Source organism: Exiguobacterium sp. s141, from assembly GCF_018618085.1.
Taxonomy (GTDB): domain Bacteria; phylum Bacillota; class Bacilli; order Exiguobacteriales; family Exiguobacteriaceae; genus Exiguobacterium; species Exiguobacterium mexicanum_A.
The window spans coordinates 817,288-832,836 of sequence record NZ_JACSLJ010000001.1 but is presented as its reverse complement, the minus strand read 5'-3'; the positions used below and the strand labels follow the sequence as shown (position 1 = coordinate 832,836).

Here is a 15,549-nt window from a genome sequence, read left to right as displayed (position 1 = left end):
TTTGCAAATCATCGTCTTCTCACTCACATACACACTTGTTTTATTTATCACCTACAGCATTTGGGGTCGGAAAAGAAAGCGAGAAAAAGAATAGCCGTATAATCTGGAAAGTAGCCACACAAGCTGCTTTCTTTTTTTGTTTGCATTAGATAGAAAGAATAATATTTCCATTTCCAATTTGAAAATTTGGCATTGCACAACCTTTTTTTGTTTGTTATGCTTCTCAATGAAAACGACAATGATAATCATTATCATTGAGAAAGCGTCAGTATCCATACATAGAGCAGAATCGTGAAACTGTTGCGGACTCACTGAGAAGGTCGTCATTCAAAAACAGATACACAGGGGGATGGAAAGAATGGGGAAATGGAAAGCAGCAGTCATGCTCACATCACTCGTCTTCACGCTAGCCGCATGCGGTAGCACGGACGAGACGAAAGACGCAGGAAGCGCGGAAGCGGAGACAGCGCCGAAGACAGTTGAAATCACGGACGCACATGGAACGATCGATGTGCCTGTCAACCCGGAGAAGGTCGTCGCGCTCGACAACCGAACGTTCGAGACGCTCTCAGATTGGGAAATTGACTTGGTCGCCGCCCCAATCGGATTGATTCCAGCGGACTTGCCTTATAAAAATGATAAAGACATCGTGGACGTCGGAATGCACAATGAACCGAACTTAGAAGCGATCGCCGGTGTGGATCCGGATGTCGTCATCGTCGGTCAACGATTCGCCGACTACTACGACGACATTAAAAAATTGGTTCCGGAAGCAGCCGTCATCGATTTGGACATCGAGCTCCCGGAAGATGCGGGCACGCCAGGTGAAATCTTGGTCGAAGGCTTTGAGACGACGACGCGCTCACTCGGACAAATCTTTGAAAAAGAAACGGAAGCAGATGAGCTCATCGCCAGCTTCGAAGCATCGATTGACAGTGTGAAAGAGGCATACGACAGTGAAGACACGGTCATGTCAGTCATCGTCTCAGGCGGAAATATCGGCTTCTCGGCACCGAACACAGGACGTGTCTTCGGACCGATGTATGACATCTTTGACTGGACACCAGCCCTCGAAGTAGCGAAAACGACAGGGGACCATCAAGGGGATGAGGTCTCGGTCGAAGCGATTGCCGAGAGTGACCCGGACTGGTTGTTCGTCCTCGACCGTGATGCGGCCATTTCAAGCATGGAAGACGCAGTGCCTGCAGCGGACGTGATCGATAACGCACCGGCGCTCCAAAAAACGAAAGCCGTGACAGACGAAAAAATCGTGTATGCGCCGAACGATACGTACATCAACGAGTCGATTCAAACTTATTCTGAACTATTCAACGATATCGCAGCCGCGCTTTCGAAATAAGGGAGTCACGTTGTGCAAAAACCAATGACAGCAAGGGTTGAGACATTGTCTCAGCCCTCCTTTTCTAACATTTGGACGAAGTCCTTTATCGTAGCAATGCTCGTGGTGTTCATATTGGCGGGCCTTTCGCTCGTGACCGGCGTCTATGACATTCGTCAAGAAGGCGGGTCGGACATGTTTTGGATCACCCGCGTTCCGCGCACGGTCGCCATCATGTTGACCGGTGCCGCCATGGCGATGTCGGGGCTCGTCATGCAACTGATCACACAGAACCGTCTCGTCGAACCGACGACGACAGGTACACTCGAATGGGCGGGGCTCGGCCTGCTCGCTGTGTATCTGCTCGTCCCGGCTCCGACGCTCATGATGCGGATGACGGGGGCAATCGTCTTTTCATTCATCGGAACGATGGTCTTCTTCTGGTTTCTGCGTTCGGTCAAACTCCGCTCGTCGTTGATTGTCCCGATTATCGGACTCATGCTCGGGGCGGTCGTCTCGGCCGTATCGACGTTTCTCGGTCTATTCTTTCAAGCCAGCCAGACGATCGAAGGTTGGTTCGTCGGGTCGTTCGCATCGGTGCAGGTCGGACGGTATGAATATCTGTGGCTCATCATCCTCGTCACGTTCTTCATCTTCATCCTCGCGAACCGCTTGACGCTCGCTGGACTCGGAGAAGACATCGCGACGAGCCTCGGCGTCAACTACAGCCGTTTGATTTTGATTGCGACGGGATTGATCGCGCTCGCGGTCGGGGTCGTGGCGACGGTCATCGGCAATCTGCCGTTTCTCGGGCTGATCGTCCCGAACATCGTCTCGATGTTTCGCGGGGATGACCTCCGCAGCAACTTGCCGTGGGTATGCGTCATCGGGATGGGAACGGTCCTCGTCAGCGATTTGATTTCGCGGACGATCATCATGCCGTTTGAATTGCCGGTATCGCTCATTCTCGGTACGGTCGGGTCAATCGTATTTATCGTAATTCTCTTGAGACAGCGGAAGACGGGAGGGGTACGATGAGCACACTTATTGAAAATAAGACGAAGCATCGGGAAGCATACGATGTTGATGGTCGGTCCGTGCATACAGACGATCGGTGTGCGACGGCGTTTCGTTCCAAACGAGAACAGCGCAGCTACTGGTTGTTCCTTGCCTTCTTTATCGTCGGAGGATTGTTCTGTGCGTTCGGGTTACTCGTCTATAACAACCCGGTCCCGTTCGACTCGCCGTCGTTCGTCCCGGTCGTCGAGCGTCGGGTCGTCGCCGTCATCACGATGGCGATCGCCGCGCTCTGTCAAAGCATGGCGACGGTCGCGTTTCATTCGGTGACGAACAACCGCATCATCACGCCATCGTTACTCGGGTTCGACGCGCTCTACTCGACGATTCAGACGAGCATGATCTTCTTCTTCGGTGCAGGGGCGTTAATCGGCTTTTCGGGAACCGGTGCCTTTTTGACCCAGGTTGGCCTCATGGTGCTCATGAGTCTGCTCTTGTACGGCTGGCTCTTGTCCGGGAAATACGGCAACCTGCAACTGATGCTTCTCGTCGGGATTATCATCGGGACGGGATTGAATTCGGTGTCCTCGTTCATGCGACGCATGCTCGCCCCATCCGAGTTCGACGTCCTGCAGGCCCGTCTGTTCGGTTCGGTCATGCATGCCGATGCCGCCTACTTCCCGATCGTCATTCCGATTGTGATTGTCGTCGGGACGTTGTTGTATAGTTTCTCGAATCGCTTGAACGTCGTCGCACTCGGGAAAGACGTGGCGACATCGTTCGGGGTGAACCATCGCCGGAGCGTCATCTTTACGCTCGTCTTGATCTCGCTTCTCATGTCGGTATCGACGGCGCTGATTGGACCGTTGACGTTCTTTGGATTCTTGGTGGCGACGCTCAGCTATCAAGTGGCAGCGACGTACGATCATAAATACGTGTTTCCGATGGCGTTCGCGCTTGGATTCTTCGTGTTGACGAGTGCGTATTTCTTTATGTATCACATTCTCAATACACCGAGTGTCGTGTCCGTCATCATCGAACTGTTCGGCGGCGTGATTTTCTTAGCGGTGATTTTAAGGAGAAAATCGCTATGATTCAATTGGAACAAGTACAAAAATCGTATTCGGATGACGTCCAAATCGGACCGATTAATCTCGACATCCCGAAGGCCGGCTTCACGTCGTTGATCGGACCAAACGGGGCTGGGAAATCAACGACGCTCATGATGATTGGCCGTTTGCTCGATTTAGACGCGGGTCAAATCCATGTCGCCGGCATGGACGTGTCGAGCGCGAAATCAAAAGACTTGGCGAAAATCGTCACGATTTTACGGCAAGAGAATCATTTCGTGACGCGTCTCACCGTCCGTCAGCTCGCTGGCTTTGGACGCTTTCCATACTCGAGAGGGCGGTTGACGCAAGAGGACGAACGAATCATCTCGAAATATATCGACTTCCTCGACTTGACGGAGCTCGAGCATCGCTATCTCGATGAATTGTCGGGCGGACAGCGCCAACGGGCGTACGTCGCGATGGTCCTCTGTCAGGAGACGGAATACGTGCTCCTCGACGAGCCGCTCAACAACCTCGATATCGCTCGCTCGGTCCAGATGATGGAATACTTGCGGCACGTCGCCGACGAGTTTGGACGGACGATTGTCACGGTGCTCCATGACATTAACTTCGCGGCGAAATATTCGGACCGCATCTGTGCGATGAAAGACGGAAACATCGCCGCCTTTGGTACGGTCGAAGAGATTATGGACGCCGACATCCTATCTGACATTTTTGAGACGAAACTGGAGGTCATTCAAGGACCGTATGGACCGATCGCGGTCTATTAATAGAAGGAGGGGATCAGCATGCAGATTTATTGGACACCGATTCAACAAGTCGTGCAGGAAGCGCGAGATACATACACGTTCAAACTGGAACTGCCCGAGGGATTCACATGGGAAGAAGGCGCGCACACTCACTTCGCGCTCGAGGGCTTCAATCAAGAAGATAGACCGAACCGGACGTTGATTCGTCATATGTCGATCTCGACGTTGCCGCATGAAGGTGCGATCGGCATCACGACCCGGGTCAAACCGGAATGTTCGACGTTCAAATCAATCTTGCGTGACATGAACATCGGGGACAAGGTCGCCATCTTCAAGACGCATTCGAACGTGCCATTGAAGCGGGAAGGGAAGAACGTCTATCTGTTATCGTGCGGGGTCGGCATTGCGACGTTCCGCCCGCTCGTACTCGCGTATTTGGCGAACGGAGAAGGTGTGCCGCACCTCCACTCGTTGAACGTCGACTCGTCGAAAGAATATTTGTTTAACGATGTGTTCGCGTCAACGAATGGATACACGGCCGAGTTCGTCGACAATCGTCCGGACTATTACCAGCTGGTCGAGACGCTCGCCGCAGACAAAGACGGACTGTTTTACCTTGTCGGCAGCGATGACTTCTTGCATGAGACGATTGCCAAATTGCGTCAAAATGGCGTGACGCCGGACCAAATCATGCTCGACAAACATGACTTCCAAATGGAAGATTTCTTGAAGGCCTGACACTCAGACCAAGGGCACGTTCCTCGGTCTTTTTGTATGGCAAATCTCAACAAACCGCTCGAACAAATCGCGTCCGTCCAGTGTGCCGATCGACTCGGGGTGGAACTGGACGCCGTATGTCGGGTGCGTCGGATGCTCGAGCGCCATGATGACACCGTCGCGCGTGCGAGCGGTCACGACGAGATCCGTCTCGTGGACGACGAGCGAATGATAGCGCATGACCTCGCCCGGGTTCCCGTCGAACAAGGCGCTCGGTGTCGTCTCGATCACGGACGTCTTCCCATGCATGACCTGTTCGGCCCGACCGATCGTGCCGCCGAACGCCTCGGCGATGACTTGATGTCCGAGACAGACGCCAAGGATGGGGATGGTGCCGGAAAAGGTGCGGACGACATCGAGCGAGACACCGGCATCCAGCGGGCCACCTGGACCCGGAGAGATGATAATTCCAGCCGGATTGAGGTCGCGAATCGCGTCGATTGTCAGTTCGTCATTGCGGACGACCAAGACGTCGCTGAACCGGGCGACATCTTGATACACGTTATACGTGAACGAGTCGTAGTTATCGATGAGTAGAATCATGCGAACACCTCCAAGAGTGATTTGGCTTTATGCAACGTCTCTTCATATTCTGACACCGGGTCCGAGTCGTAGACGATGCCGGCACCGGCTTGGACATAGGCCGTGTCACCTTGAACGACCATCGTCCGAATGGCGAGGGCGAAATCATAGCCGCCCCGGACGTCGAGATAGCCGACGGCCCCGGCATATACTTCGCGCTTCACCGTTTCCAATTCGTCAATCAGCTGCATCGTTCGAATCTTTGGGGCGCCCGAGACGGTACCGGCCGGGAGACAGGCCCGCAGCGCGTCAATCGGATTCAAGTCGTCGCGCAGTTCACCTTCGACCTCGGAGACGAGATGCATGACGTTTTTGAAGCGCTCGACTTCCATCTGTTTCGGTATCGTGACCGAGCCGACTTTGGCGACCCGGCCGATGTCGTTGCGACCGAGGTCGAGGAGCATCCGGTGCTCGGCGAGTTCTTTCTCGTCTTGAATCAGATCAGCAGCGTGACGCACGTCTTCTTCGATTGTCTTGCCACGGGGGCGGGTGCCGGCGATCGGGTTCGTCGAGACGCGATTTCCCTCGACGCGGACGAGACTTTCCGGAGACGCCCCGAGGACGATCACCTCGCCGAGATCGATATAGAACAAATACGGGCTCGGGTTTTGTTTCCGGAGCGTCCGGTAAAAGTGGAACGGATCGCCTGTGAACGTCGCGTCGATGCGTTGGGACAAGACAAGTTGGAACACCTCTCCGGCAAGGATGGCTTCTTTCGCCTTCAAGACGCGTTCGACGAACTCCTCTTTGCCGGTCAACACGCGTTCACTCGTGCGGACGACCGGGGCGAGCTCATGTGTCTTCGCCGTCTCGAGGGCTCGTTTGACGTGGTCGAACCGATTTGTAGCATCATCATCCCCGGTGTCGATTACGATGACCTGCTCCTCGACGTGATCATAGAGAACGACCGTCTCATATCGTTGGAACAAGGCATCTGGCAAACCGCGTGTCTCACTCGGGGTATTCGGAATCGGCTCGTAAACCCGCTGCATGTCATAGCCGATATAGCCGACGGCACCGCCGATGAACGGATAGGGGGCGTCCGGTGTGTCTCGCGCAACCAGTTCCGATAACAGGGCGAGCGGATCTTCCGTGTGCATCGTGCCGGATGCGTCGGTCACTTCGTTGCCGTCGGCGCGAATCGTCTCGACCGGGTTCGAAGCGATGATCGAGTAGCGACCGTGCTTGCCTTCGGCGCGACTCTCGAGCAACACTTTCCGTTTACCTTCTAAGCGGTGGAAGATTGCCACAGGTGTCAGTTCGTCGCCGTTGATGATGAGTTGTTTCATATGATCTCCTCCTTGAAATAAAAAAAGTCCCCCGCCCGACATGTCTAAAAAGACATGAAGGACGGGGGACCCGTGGTGCCACCTTCGTTGGGGGAGCTCCCCCCACTCATCGCGAACCATCATTCGCTGTCCTCGGTAACGGGAGGACCCGTCAGAGCCTACGTATCGGTCTGAACGCTCAAAAGCCCATTCACGTGAGACACGTCACCGGTTCGCATCGACCACCGGCTTTCTGGAGACGAATCTTCACGCTACTCTTCTTTCTCATCGCGAGTTCGTATGAATGTTATCGTTACTTTAACGGGCTGAAGTCAGAATGTCAATATCGAAACTATCAGAATGATTAAGGCTCAGGAATGTTTTTCTATCTGGCGCTCGGTCTTCCGTTTACTGAGAAACGTATAGGCGATGAGAAACGAGGGAATCGGGAAAAGCCAATTCCAAGACGATGGAGAAGTGAGCGTCCCGTAGTACACGAGGCCCATCGTCATTTCAATTGCGAGATTGAGCACCAACGTGATGAGCGGGGCGATATAAGCCTTCTCGAATCGTAACGCGATGAGGACACCGGTCCCGATGGTGAGGATAGGGACGATGACGAGTTGCCAGATGAACGGGTCGATCAAATCCATAAGCATCGTCCTTTCTAAATGGGATAAATTGTATATTGATAAGTATACAGGGAATAGGGGATAAGAAAAAGAATAGTACCGATGTGGTTACGTACAATCGAACAATTGAGACGACCATTACGAGTGGGACGACTCGAGTATACGAGTATGTTATGATGGACGCGAAAGGTAGGTACATCAATGGAAACAATCAACTTAAAACAACTTTCTGACGAACGGGCCGCGCTTCAAGTCAAGGGCGACCTGGACGCGATGCGCGGCATCATGCACGACGAGTTTCGTTACGTCGACTCGAGCGGACGTCAGTTCGATAAAGAAACGTTTTTAGATCAGTTCGTCGACCCAACGTCGGTCCAGTGGATCACGCAGGAGACCGTCACGTTCGACGAGACGGTAGCAGGCGAGATCGCCCTCGTGCAACTATTGCTTGAAGAGCGTTTTATCCTCGGAACGAACGCCTACGAAGGCCGGTTCTGGGTGCTGCATGTCTATGTGAAAGAGAACGACACGTGGCTTTGGCAAGGCGGCCAGGCGACGATGATTCATGAAGTATGAGAGGGAGGACTGCTTTGGTACATCCAAAGCAGTTTTTTTTGTGAAATCATTTACCTGATTTTACAAAAAGAAAACCTTTTAGTAGAGATATTATTACAATAGAGTATGTTAACAAACCAAATTAATGTTAAACCTACATAACGGAGGAAAGTCATGAATCATTCATCGTATTTAAAGTTGTTCTTAGCCGGTTCGCTCATCGTCTCGCCACTCTTGCCGCTTCAAGCACAAGCAGAAGGCTCGACGACAGAAGAGCCACCGGTCGTCGAGACGGTCGACGTCACGGCGCCACTTGCACCGGTCGTCTCGACACCGCTCCACACGTCGAAATCAATCGTCATCGAAGGTGAGGCCGGTACGACAGCTTTAATCGGCATCAACAGCAAAGTGTATACGCGCGTCGTCACAGAGGCAGGAACGGCTCAATTCAACATGAGCCCGCAGTCGGTCGGAAAAGTCATCTCGGTCAGTTTGCGTGACGCTGCCGGAAACGTCAGCGAGACGACACAAGTCGTCGTCGCGGTCGATCCGGCCGCACGTCCGGCGACGCCGAAAATCGGCACAGTCAACAGCACGGCCCGTCACATCGTCGTGACCGGCACACCGGGTGCAAAATTGACGCTTCAAGTCGGGAACGCGACGTACACGGCACGTTATGACGCGAAAGGCGTCTATCGCCGCACGACAGCAGTCCTTCCGATCGGCACGGTCATCCGTGCAACGACAGTCGACGCGAAGGGGGCGACGAGCCTCACACGCTCGACGAAAGTCATCAAAGACGGTCGTGCCCCGATGCGTCCACGCGTTACGCAGAGCGTGACGACGACCGCAACGGCAATCACTGGTACAGCCGAAGCGTATGCAACTGTCTATGCGAAGATCGGGACGAAGACGTATAAAGCCCCAGTCATGTCGACCGGGAAATTTGCCATCAAGATCCCGAAACAAAAGCTCGGACAACCGATCGAGTTGTACGTGGTCGACGGAGCCGGCAATAAAGGCGGAGCCCTCAAGCTCGGCGTGCAACATGCGCTATACAACAAGTTCTATCGCTTGCCTGGCCAAATGACGCTTCATAAAGAAGTATTCGATAGCGAAGGGGACGTCCGCTACGCTGAGACGTTCGCGCCTGTCTTCTTCGGGAAGCCATCAAAAGCCAATATGGCGTTTCTCGTCGACATCGAATCAGATGAAGGTTACCTCGATATGGATACGCTCCGCATCCAAGTCGGCAGCAAGTCATACAAAGTGAACATCGACCCGGAAGAGGTCGAGTACATGGAGTATGAGGATGGTTCGGTTGGGGAGTGGTACATCTTTGAGCCGGATGCGAAACTCATTCAGTTCATCAAAACGAACGTCCGTCCGCAAAACCGGATCATCGTCACGGTGGAAGGCAGCGAAGGTGTCGTCAAATGGCCGCTCTACGCTGGCGAGAAACGCGCCTTCATCGAATCACTCAGCTACGCTGGATATTAAAAAGCAATACTTCAGATCGCCCTTCTCAGGAAGGGCGATTTTTGTGTGTGATCATTTAGCAAAATGACAATACAAGAACCATACTCCGATTTCTCGATAACCATTTACTGGATATTTTCTGTCGTATTGAAGAAAAAACGTCTCACCGGCTATGAATCGTCCATGTTCATCTGACCCAAAAGTCCTATTCGAAAAGCGTAATCCGTGCCGGACGAATCAGTAGAAGTTCTTAATTGGTAATGAATTGGTTTATTAAAAAACATTACTTGCATAATTAAATGTAAATTAAAGGTAATATAGGTTTATTAAATGTAAAATCCAAAACGATAACTGGAAATTATATTTTAAGCATTCGTTTCATAAAAATCGAATCCGATGACAGAAGTCTGATCTTGATTAAAAACGTTGATAGCGCTTCCTTTGTTGATTTTATGCGATTTTAATCACACTGGTAATTCCATAATGATGTCTTGAATATTCTAAATAAAAATACGAAAATGCATTATCATTTCCCTTTTTCGATAAAAAGTTGCTTGTTTCAATTGGAAACGTTATGTATATTATGGATGTAAGCAATCTGGGACGATGCATAGGCTAAAAGTCAATGTATGGTTTTAGATACCTGTTTTTGTATGACCCAAGTCCTATCGATGCTATACATAACTCATGGCAGTAAGGGTGCCTTGAGGCGTGATCGAGAGGACGAGGGGGAGTCGAAGACGCAGAAATCGCATTTTACCAAAGGGAGGATTTAAACAAGATGGCAAACAAAAAACAATTTGTCACGGCAGCGGCAGCGTTTGCAGTGACAGCGGCAGCGGTCGCACCAGCAATGTCAGCTTCAGCGGCAATGCCTGTCGTCAAGCTCAGCTCGGACTATGTACGTCAAGGGAACTTGGATGCAGCGCTTGACAAGACGTATCACGGATCAGAGATTCACTGGTACAAGTCTTCAGTCAACATGAACAAGCTCGGTGTCTTCCAAACGGCGGTAGGTTTCGTCAAAGGGAAGGGCATCAAAGTTGAGAAGCGCGTTCGCGTTTTGAACTACGCTCAAGAAGTGATCGGACCGAAAGAAATGCTCGTCTTCGAAAAAGGACAAGCCGTCTCAGGTATCCGCTCACAGCCGGTCAAATTTGCAGACCGCGTCTACATGAAGCCGGGTTCATGGTCTGGTATCGACACGTCGCAAGTCGGCGAGTTCACTGCGACGTTCACTTACTCGAACAAAGCGTATGGAACGGTTTCGAAATCGTTCAAGTATAAAGTCGTCGAGTCAGCACCGATGGTATCAAGCGTCGAGTTGCTCAACGCCAAAGAACTTCAAATCAACTTCTCGAAACCGGTTGACGCGAGCACACTTCTTTATAACGGCATGCTCAAAGATGGAACGGTCGAAATCGATCACATTCCAGATGCACAACGCCTCAAAGGACTTCGCGGCACACTCTCGAAAGACGGCAAAACGCTCGTCGTTCGCGCCGAGAAGACATTCGACGGCCGTTACGCCGTGCTTGCCAGCTCGAAGATCAAAGGTCTTGACGGCAAAGATCTCGTACCGTTCAAAGGAATCTACACGCTCACAGATAACGTGCGCCCAGTCCTTAACGATCCTGAGTACCTTGAAAACAACCGCGTGAAGTTCACGTTCTCTGAGCCGGTCAACGTTGACTCAGAAGAAGCGCTTGAGAAGAAACTTGAGTTGACAGACGCTTCTGGCGCTGGCTACAAAGTTGATGTCGACAAGCTCTCGTGGGACGGTAAGTCGTTCATCCTTGACTTGTCAGACGCTCAGTTCGTCGCAGGAAAAGATTACAAGTTGACGCTCGTCGGTCTCCGTGACTTCGCTGGCAACTTCATCACACCAAACCCAGTGACGAAAGTCGTTCAGAAGAAAGTCGTTGACGGTGTAGCGCCTGCAGTCGTCGGCATGTCGTCTTCGAAACCAGGCTACCTCACAGTGACATTCTCTGAGGCTGTCTACGTGGATCGTTACAACCATGTTGCGAAAATCACGCTTACAAACGGTGACATCGAAGCTGACCTTGACGACAACGCATGGCTCGACGAGTCAGGCAAAGTCCTCACTGTCCGTGACAGCACGTTCATCGGTCAAATCGACGTGAAAGTGTCTGAGTTCCGCGACCTCGCTGGCAACTACGGTGCTGCTTCGACGAAACTCGTCAACTTCACAAACGATGCGACTGCACCGACTGTGACTGGGGCAGAAGTGAAAGTCATCGACGGCAAGAACCACCTCGTCCTCACGTTCTCTGAAGAAGTGAACGCGCTCTACGATGGCGAAATGGTCGGTTCGTACATCACGCCGAACGGTGTCGAGAAGAAAGTCAAAGCATGGACAGACGCTTCGTACTACTCGAAGAACCAAATCAAGACGCCGATCTCGGATCTTGAACTTGGAAACTACTCGGTCACGCTTCCGAAGAACCTCGTAGAGGATGTCGTCGGCAACGCGAGCGCGGCTCAATCAATCAAGTTCTCAATCACATCGAGCCCAATCGAGAAAGAGAAGCCGACGTTCGATGGCTACTACTTCCAAGAGAAGGACAACAGCACACTTTACCTCAAGTTCAGCGAGAAACTTGACCCATCATCACTCTACTTGGGCAACTTCTTGATCGAAGGCAAAGCGATCGCTGAGAAAGCCGTCTTCACGAACGAGAAACGTGACGTCATCAAGTTGACGCTCAAAGAAGGCGCAATCCAGACATCTGGTAAATACGCGTTCACAATCCAAAACGTTAAAGACGTGGCGGGCAACGTCATGGATACACTCGCCTTGAACGAGAAGTTCGCTGAAAACGACCTTCCAGGTCTCACTTCGGCAGTTCTCACGTCGAACAACGTGTCAGGCGACTACGCGATCATCACGCTCACGTTCGATGAGTCGATCGCAGACTACTCAATCGAGGACGGCTATGAAGACTTCAAACTCTTCGTCGGCGACCAAGACCTCGCGAAATCTGCGAAAGTCTCAGAAGTCATGGGATCGCAGTCGAACCAAGTCAAAATCACGGTTGACCGTGTGTTGACTCCGGCTGAGACGGCTCAAACGCTCACGCTCAAACCGGGTGCTGCGTTCGAAGTCCTCGACCTCGCGAACAACAAACACCCATTGTTCACTTCGGTGAACATCGCTAAGTAATTAGCGCTGACATTCATTGACCCTCCCTTAGGGTTAAATAGAGCAAAGCCTTCGGGCGGAGCCATCTTGAAACCGGTAGCGTCTGACGCTGCCGGTTTTACTATGTAGTAAACTGAAAAAAATACATATTAATCCCAATAAATTATGGGAATTTAAAACAAATAAGGTATTATTATATTGGTTCTATTTTCTTTAGGAATAATATATAATTTGGAGGGGTATTATGAGTCGTGCACAACGGAAACAGAGACGAAAGTTCCAATTTCTCGTCAGGACGTTCGTCTTGGTCTGTCTGATTTTATCTGGCGTCATCTATCAACAAAACCAAGAAGCCGAGGCGAAAGTGAAGCTTCATGCGTCTACCTTGGGAAACGATTTGCGATTTAGCGGGATGGCGCTACGGTTAGATGCGAAAGGCCTATACATACACTCGAACAGCAGTCATAAACCGATGGGCTTCACAGGGGCCGAAATCGACCCGAAACGTGGGACGATTGTCGTCCGTCGTGATCGCGGCGATTCGGTCGTCTCTATCATTGCCGAACCGGACGAGACGCTCACGAAACGAGGCATCACGATCGGGGCTTCTGGTGGCGGGAGAGTGACCCACTTGTATTTATATCAAAACGGTGTTCAGCTCAATTTGGCTAAACCGGCTGACTATGCAAAAGCAGCGGGTTCTACCTCTAATATTTGGATGACCATCATCAGTCAATCTCGATGAGTTACCGGCATGTCCGGTGCTCATCTTTTTTCGAGTCGAGGCCAGAATTTACTATAGAATGAGGGAAAACGATGCAAGCTTATCAACGTGGATTTTTAATGACGCCGACACAGACCAAACGTGACGGGTGGGATGTGGTCACTTTGCCGAACGGTGACTTCTTTTACTATGACCCAATCACTCAGGTCGACTTGATTCAAAATGGAAGTCGGTGGATGCTCGCCTTGGGGGATGTCGTTGATATCCGAGCGATGAAGCGTGACCGGATGAACTTGCTTGCGCGACTGAACGCAGAAACGACGGAAGCGTTTCATGAGTCACTCGACTTCATGGGCGGTCGTTATGTGCTCATTCGTGGCGACGAGGCATCCGTCCGGCTCTACCACGATGCGACGGGGATGCGTGGCGTCTACTTCACGACAGAAGCGCCGCTCCGGGCCGCCAGTCATTTAGAGCTGTTGCAAGAAGACGTCCAGTCCGCACCGCACCCGCTCTGTTCAAGCGAGTTGCGTCAACACAACCATTACCACTTGCCGGGTCACTTCACGATCTATGAGACGATCCGGATTCTCGTCCCGAACCATTTCGTCGATGGTTCATGTGTGATGACGCGTTATTATCCACGGCGTCCGCTTGAATCGCTACCAGTCGAGGCGGCAATCGAACCGCTCCGGACGTGGTTCGACAACCAGTTGCATCAGCTGTTCGAGACAGACGAACGTATCATCTTTTCCCTCACAGCCGGGATCGACAGTCGTCTGTCGCTCGCGCTCCTGAAACCGTTCCTCGCTGAGATCGAGGCGTTCACGTACCAAAACGTGGCGCACGTCGAGTCGCTCGACATCGATGCGGAAGTCGCCACGATGATGGCGCGCGACCTCGGGTTCGCCCATCGTATCATCCCGGTCGACGGCCGAGCGTTCGAACAAGCGGACGAGACAAAACCGTTTCGCGATATGATGCGCCAAAGTGTGACATCAAATCACGGTCATGCCCACGCCTATGAATATATGAAGCTGTACAACGACCGGCCGACGCGACATCTACGGTCGAACATCCTCGAGATCGGCCGTGCCTTTTACCGGAAAAACCGTACCCTCCCAGCCGAGTTCACCGTCGAAGGCGCGATTCGTTGCTACTCGTGGAAGTCGCGGGAAGATGACCGCGTCGTCGCGTTATGGAGGTCTTACGTTGAAGCGGTCGGGTTGACCGAAGCGACGCTCCACGGCTATGACCCGTACGACTTGTTATATTGGGAGTACCGGATGGGCATGTGGCACCAGCAAGTGCTCGCTGAGAGCGACGTCGCTTTCGAGACGTACATCCCGTTCAACGCCCGGGCCATCCTTGAGCTGTTCCTCATGCCGGAGTATGGGGACCGTCTATACGCCAAGCTGTTCTATGAAGTAATCGGTCATGAGTGGCCAGTGCTCGCGTTCTGGGGCGTGAACAAACGCGACACGATGCGCGATTATCTGCATCCGACGCTCGACCAAGACTGGATGCCGTTGAACGGGGTCATCACGAGCGGACGGTTGAATGAGTCGACGATCCCGTTGAACGTACGTCGCTTGACGACGAACGTGTCCTATCATCTTGAGGCGAACGCGATGAAAAAAGGCGATCACATGGTCTACACGCAAATTCTACCGACGAAATCCGGACAGACGTATCGCTTGAACTTGAACGTGCTCAACCCGTTCGAAAAGCGGTCGTCCCTTGGCCTAGGACGGATGCGCTACGAGATTTGGGTCGACGGGGTCTTATACTTGTCCGAGGATATCGCGGCCTGGGGCGGCCCGAACCAAGTATGGGTCGAGTTCGATGCGACGGCTGAGACGACCGAGTTCATGGTCCGGACGGTCGCCCTCCGTGACTGTGGACCAAACAAATGGGGCGCGGCCTCAAAGATGCAACTTGAGGCGCTGCGTCTTCAAGAAATCGAGCACGGTCATTTGAAGGCTGGGGCATCGAGTCCGTTCACACAAGTTCATGAGTTGATTGAAGCGGAGTAAGGCTTTTTGCCTAACGTGTTTCAATTTCCAAGGAATCCCTCGATGTTGCAGTCGGGGGATTTTTTGGAAAAGATACACGGAATTAACGAAAAATTAATTGTATTTACTAGTGGAATTGGATATGTTAAGAGAGGAGAGTGGTCTCTGAAACG

13 protein-coding genes and 1 other annotated feature are annotated in these 15,549 nt (G+C 52.1%); of the genes, 10 read left to right on the top strand and 3 right to left on the bottom strand.

The window, feature by feature from the left end; translation table 11 throughout:
- The first annotated feature begins 358 nt into the window (after positions 1–358).
- Genes KNP74_RS04225 through KNP74_RS04205 form a run of 5 tightly spaced genes read left to right on the top strand, consistent with a single transcriptional unit; the run spans position 359 to position 4,916 of the window.
- The gene (locus KNP74_RS04225) at positions 359–1,360 is read left to right on the top strand and encodes a siderophore ABC transporter substrate-binding protein (RefSeq protein ID WP_205729353.1); all 1,002 of its coding nucleotides are present in this window, start codon (positions 359–361) and stop codon (positions 1,358–1,360) included.
- A gap of 24 nt (positions 1,361–1,384) precedes the next feature.
- Positions 1,385–2,377 (top strand): ABC transporter permease, encoded by a 993-nt coding sequence (locus tag KNP74_RS04220; RefSeq protein WP_251126376.1) that lies wholly within the window; start codon positions 1,385–1,387, stop codon positions 2,375–2,377.
- Positions 2,374–3,450, top strand: a complete 1,077-nt coding sequence (locus KNP74_RS04215; protein WP_214763501.1) for an iron chelate uptake ABC transporter family permease subunit — start codon at positions 2,374–2,376, stop codon at positions 3,448–3,450. Before KNP74_RS04220 ends, KNP74_RS04215 begins: the two co-directional genes overlap by 4 nt.
- Positions 3,447–4,199, top strand: coding sequence for an iron ABC transporter ATP-binding protein (locus KNP74_RS04210; RefSeq protein WP_214763500.1), 753 nt, complete (start codon positions 3,447–3,449; stop codon positions 4,197–4,199). Before KNP74_RS04215 ends, KNP74_RS04210 begins: the two co-directional genes overlap by 4 nt.
- An 18-nt stretch (positions 4,200–4,217) precedes the next feature.
- Entirely contained in the window at positions 4,218–4,916 is a 699-nt protein-coding gene (locus KNP74_RS04205; RefSeq protein ID WP_214763499.1) for a ferredoxin--NADP reductase, read from the top strand.
- A gap of 3 nt (positions 4,917–4,919) precedes the next feature.
- Here KNP74_RS04205 and KNP74_RS04200 read toward each other — a convergent pair whose 3' ends face one another.
- The 3 genes from KNP74_RS04200 to KNP74_RS04190 all read right to left on the bottom strand — a co-directional run bounded on the left by KNP74_RS04200 (position 4,920) and on the right by KNP74_RS04190 (position 7,458).
- The gene (locus tag KNP74_RS04200; RefSeq protein ID WP_214763498.1) at positions 4,920–5,498 is read right to left on the bottom strand and encodes an anthranilate synthase component II; all 579 of its coding nucleotides are present in this window, start codon (positions 5,496–5,498) and stop codon (positions 4,920–4,922) included.
- Positions 5,495–6,826, bottom strand: a complete 1,332-nt coding sequence (gene trpE, locus KNP74_RS04195) for an anthranilate synthase component I (RefSeq protein ID WP_214763496.1) — start codon at positions 6,824–6,826, stop codon at positions 5,495–5,497. The genes KNP74_RS04200 and trpE overlap by 4 nt, the downstream gene beginning before the upstream one ends.
- 54 nt (positions 6,827–6,880) lie before the next feature.
- Positions 6,881–7,103: a binding site (T-box leader), on the bottom strand.
- A gap of 73 nt (positions 7,104–7,176) precedes the next feature.
- Positions 7,177–7,458: a hypothetical protein gene (locus KNP74_RS04190; protein WP_052090159.1), complete on the bottom strand. Its 282-nt coding sequence runs from the start codon at positions 7,456–7,458 to the stop codon at positions 7,177–7,179.
- A 180-nt stretch (positions 7,459–7,638) separates the two neighbouring features.
- On the opposite strand from KNP74_RS04190, the gene KNP74_RS04185 reads away from it, so the two are divergent.
- The 5 genes from KNP74_RS04185 to KNP74_RS04165 all read left to right on the top strand — a co-directional run bounded on the left by KNP74_RS04185 (position 7,639) and on the right by KNP74_RS04165 (position 15,397).
- The gene (locus KNP74_RS04185; RefSeq protein WP_214763495.1) at positions 7,639–8,013 is read left to right on the top strand and encodes a nuclear transport factor 2 family protein; all 375 of its coding nucleotides are present in this window, start codon (positions 7,639–7,641) and stop codon (positions 8,011–8,013) included.
- A gap of 153 nt (positions 8,014–8,166) precedes the next feature.
- Positions 8,167–9,492, top strand: coding sequence for an Ig-like domain-containing protein (locus tag KNP74_RS04180; protein WP_214763493.1), 1,326 nt, complete (start codon positions 8,167–8,169; stop codon positions 9,490–9,492).
- Between the two features lie 760 nt (positions 9,493–10,252).
- Positions 10,253–12,658: an Ig-like domain-containing domain gene (locus tag KNP74_RS04175; protein ID WP_214763491.1), complete on the top strand. Its 2,406-nt coding sequence runs from the start codon at positions 10,253–10,255 to the stop codon at positions 12,656–12,658.
- A 223-nt stretch (positions 12,659–12,881) separates the two neighbouring features.
- Positions 12,882–13,382: a hypothetical protein gene (locus KNP74_RS04170; RefSeq protein ID WP_214763490.1), complete on the top strand. Its 501-nt coding sequence runs from the start codon at positions 12,882–12,884 to the stop codon at positions 13,380–13,382.
- Between the two features lie 71 nt (positions 13,383–13,453).
- Positions 13,454–15,397 (top strand): asparagine synthetase B family protein, encoded by a 1,944-nt coding sequence (locus KNP74_RS04165; RefSeq protein ID WP_214763489.1) that lies wholly within the window; start codon positions 13,454–13,456, stop codon positions 15,395–15,397.
- Positions 15,398–15,549: the final 152 nt, after the last annotated feature.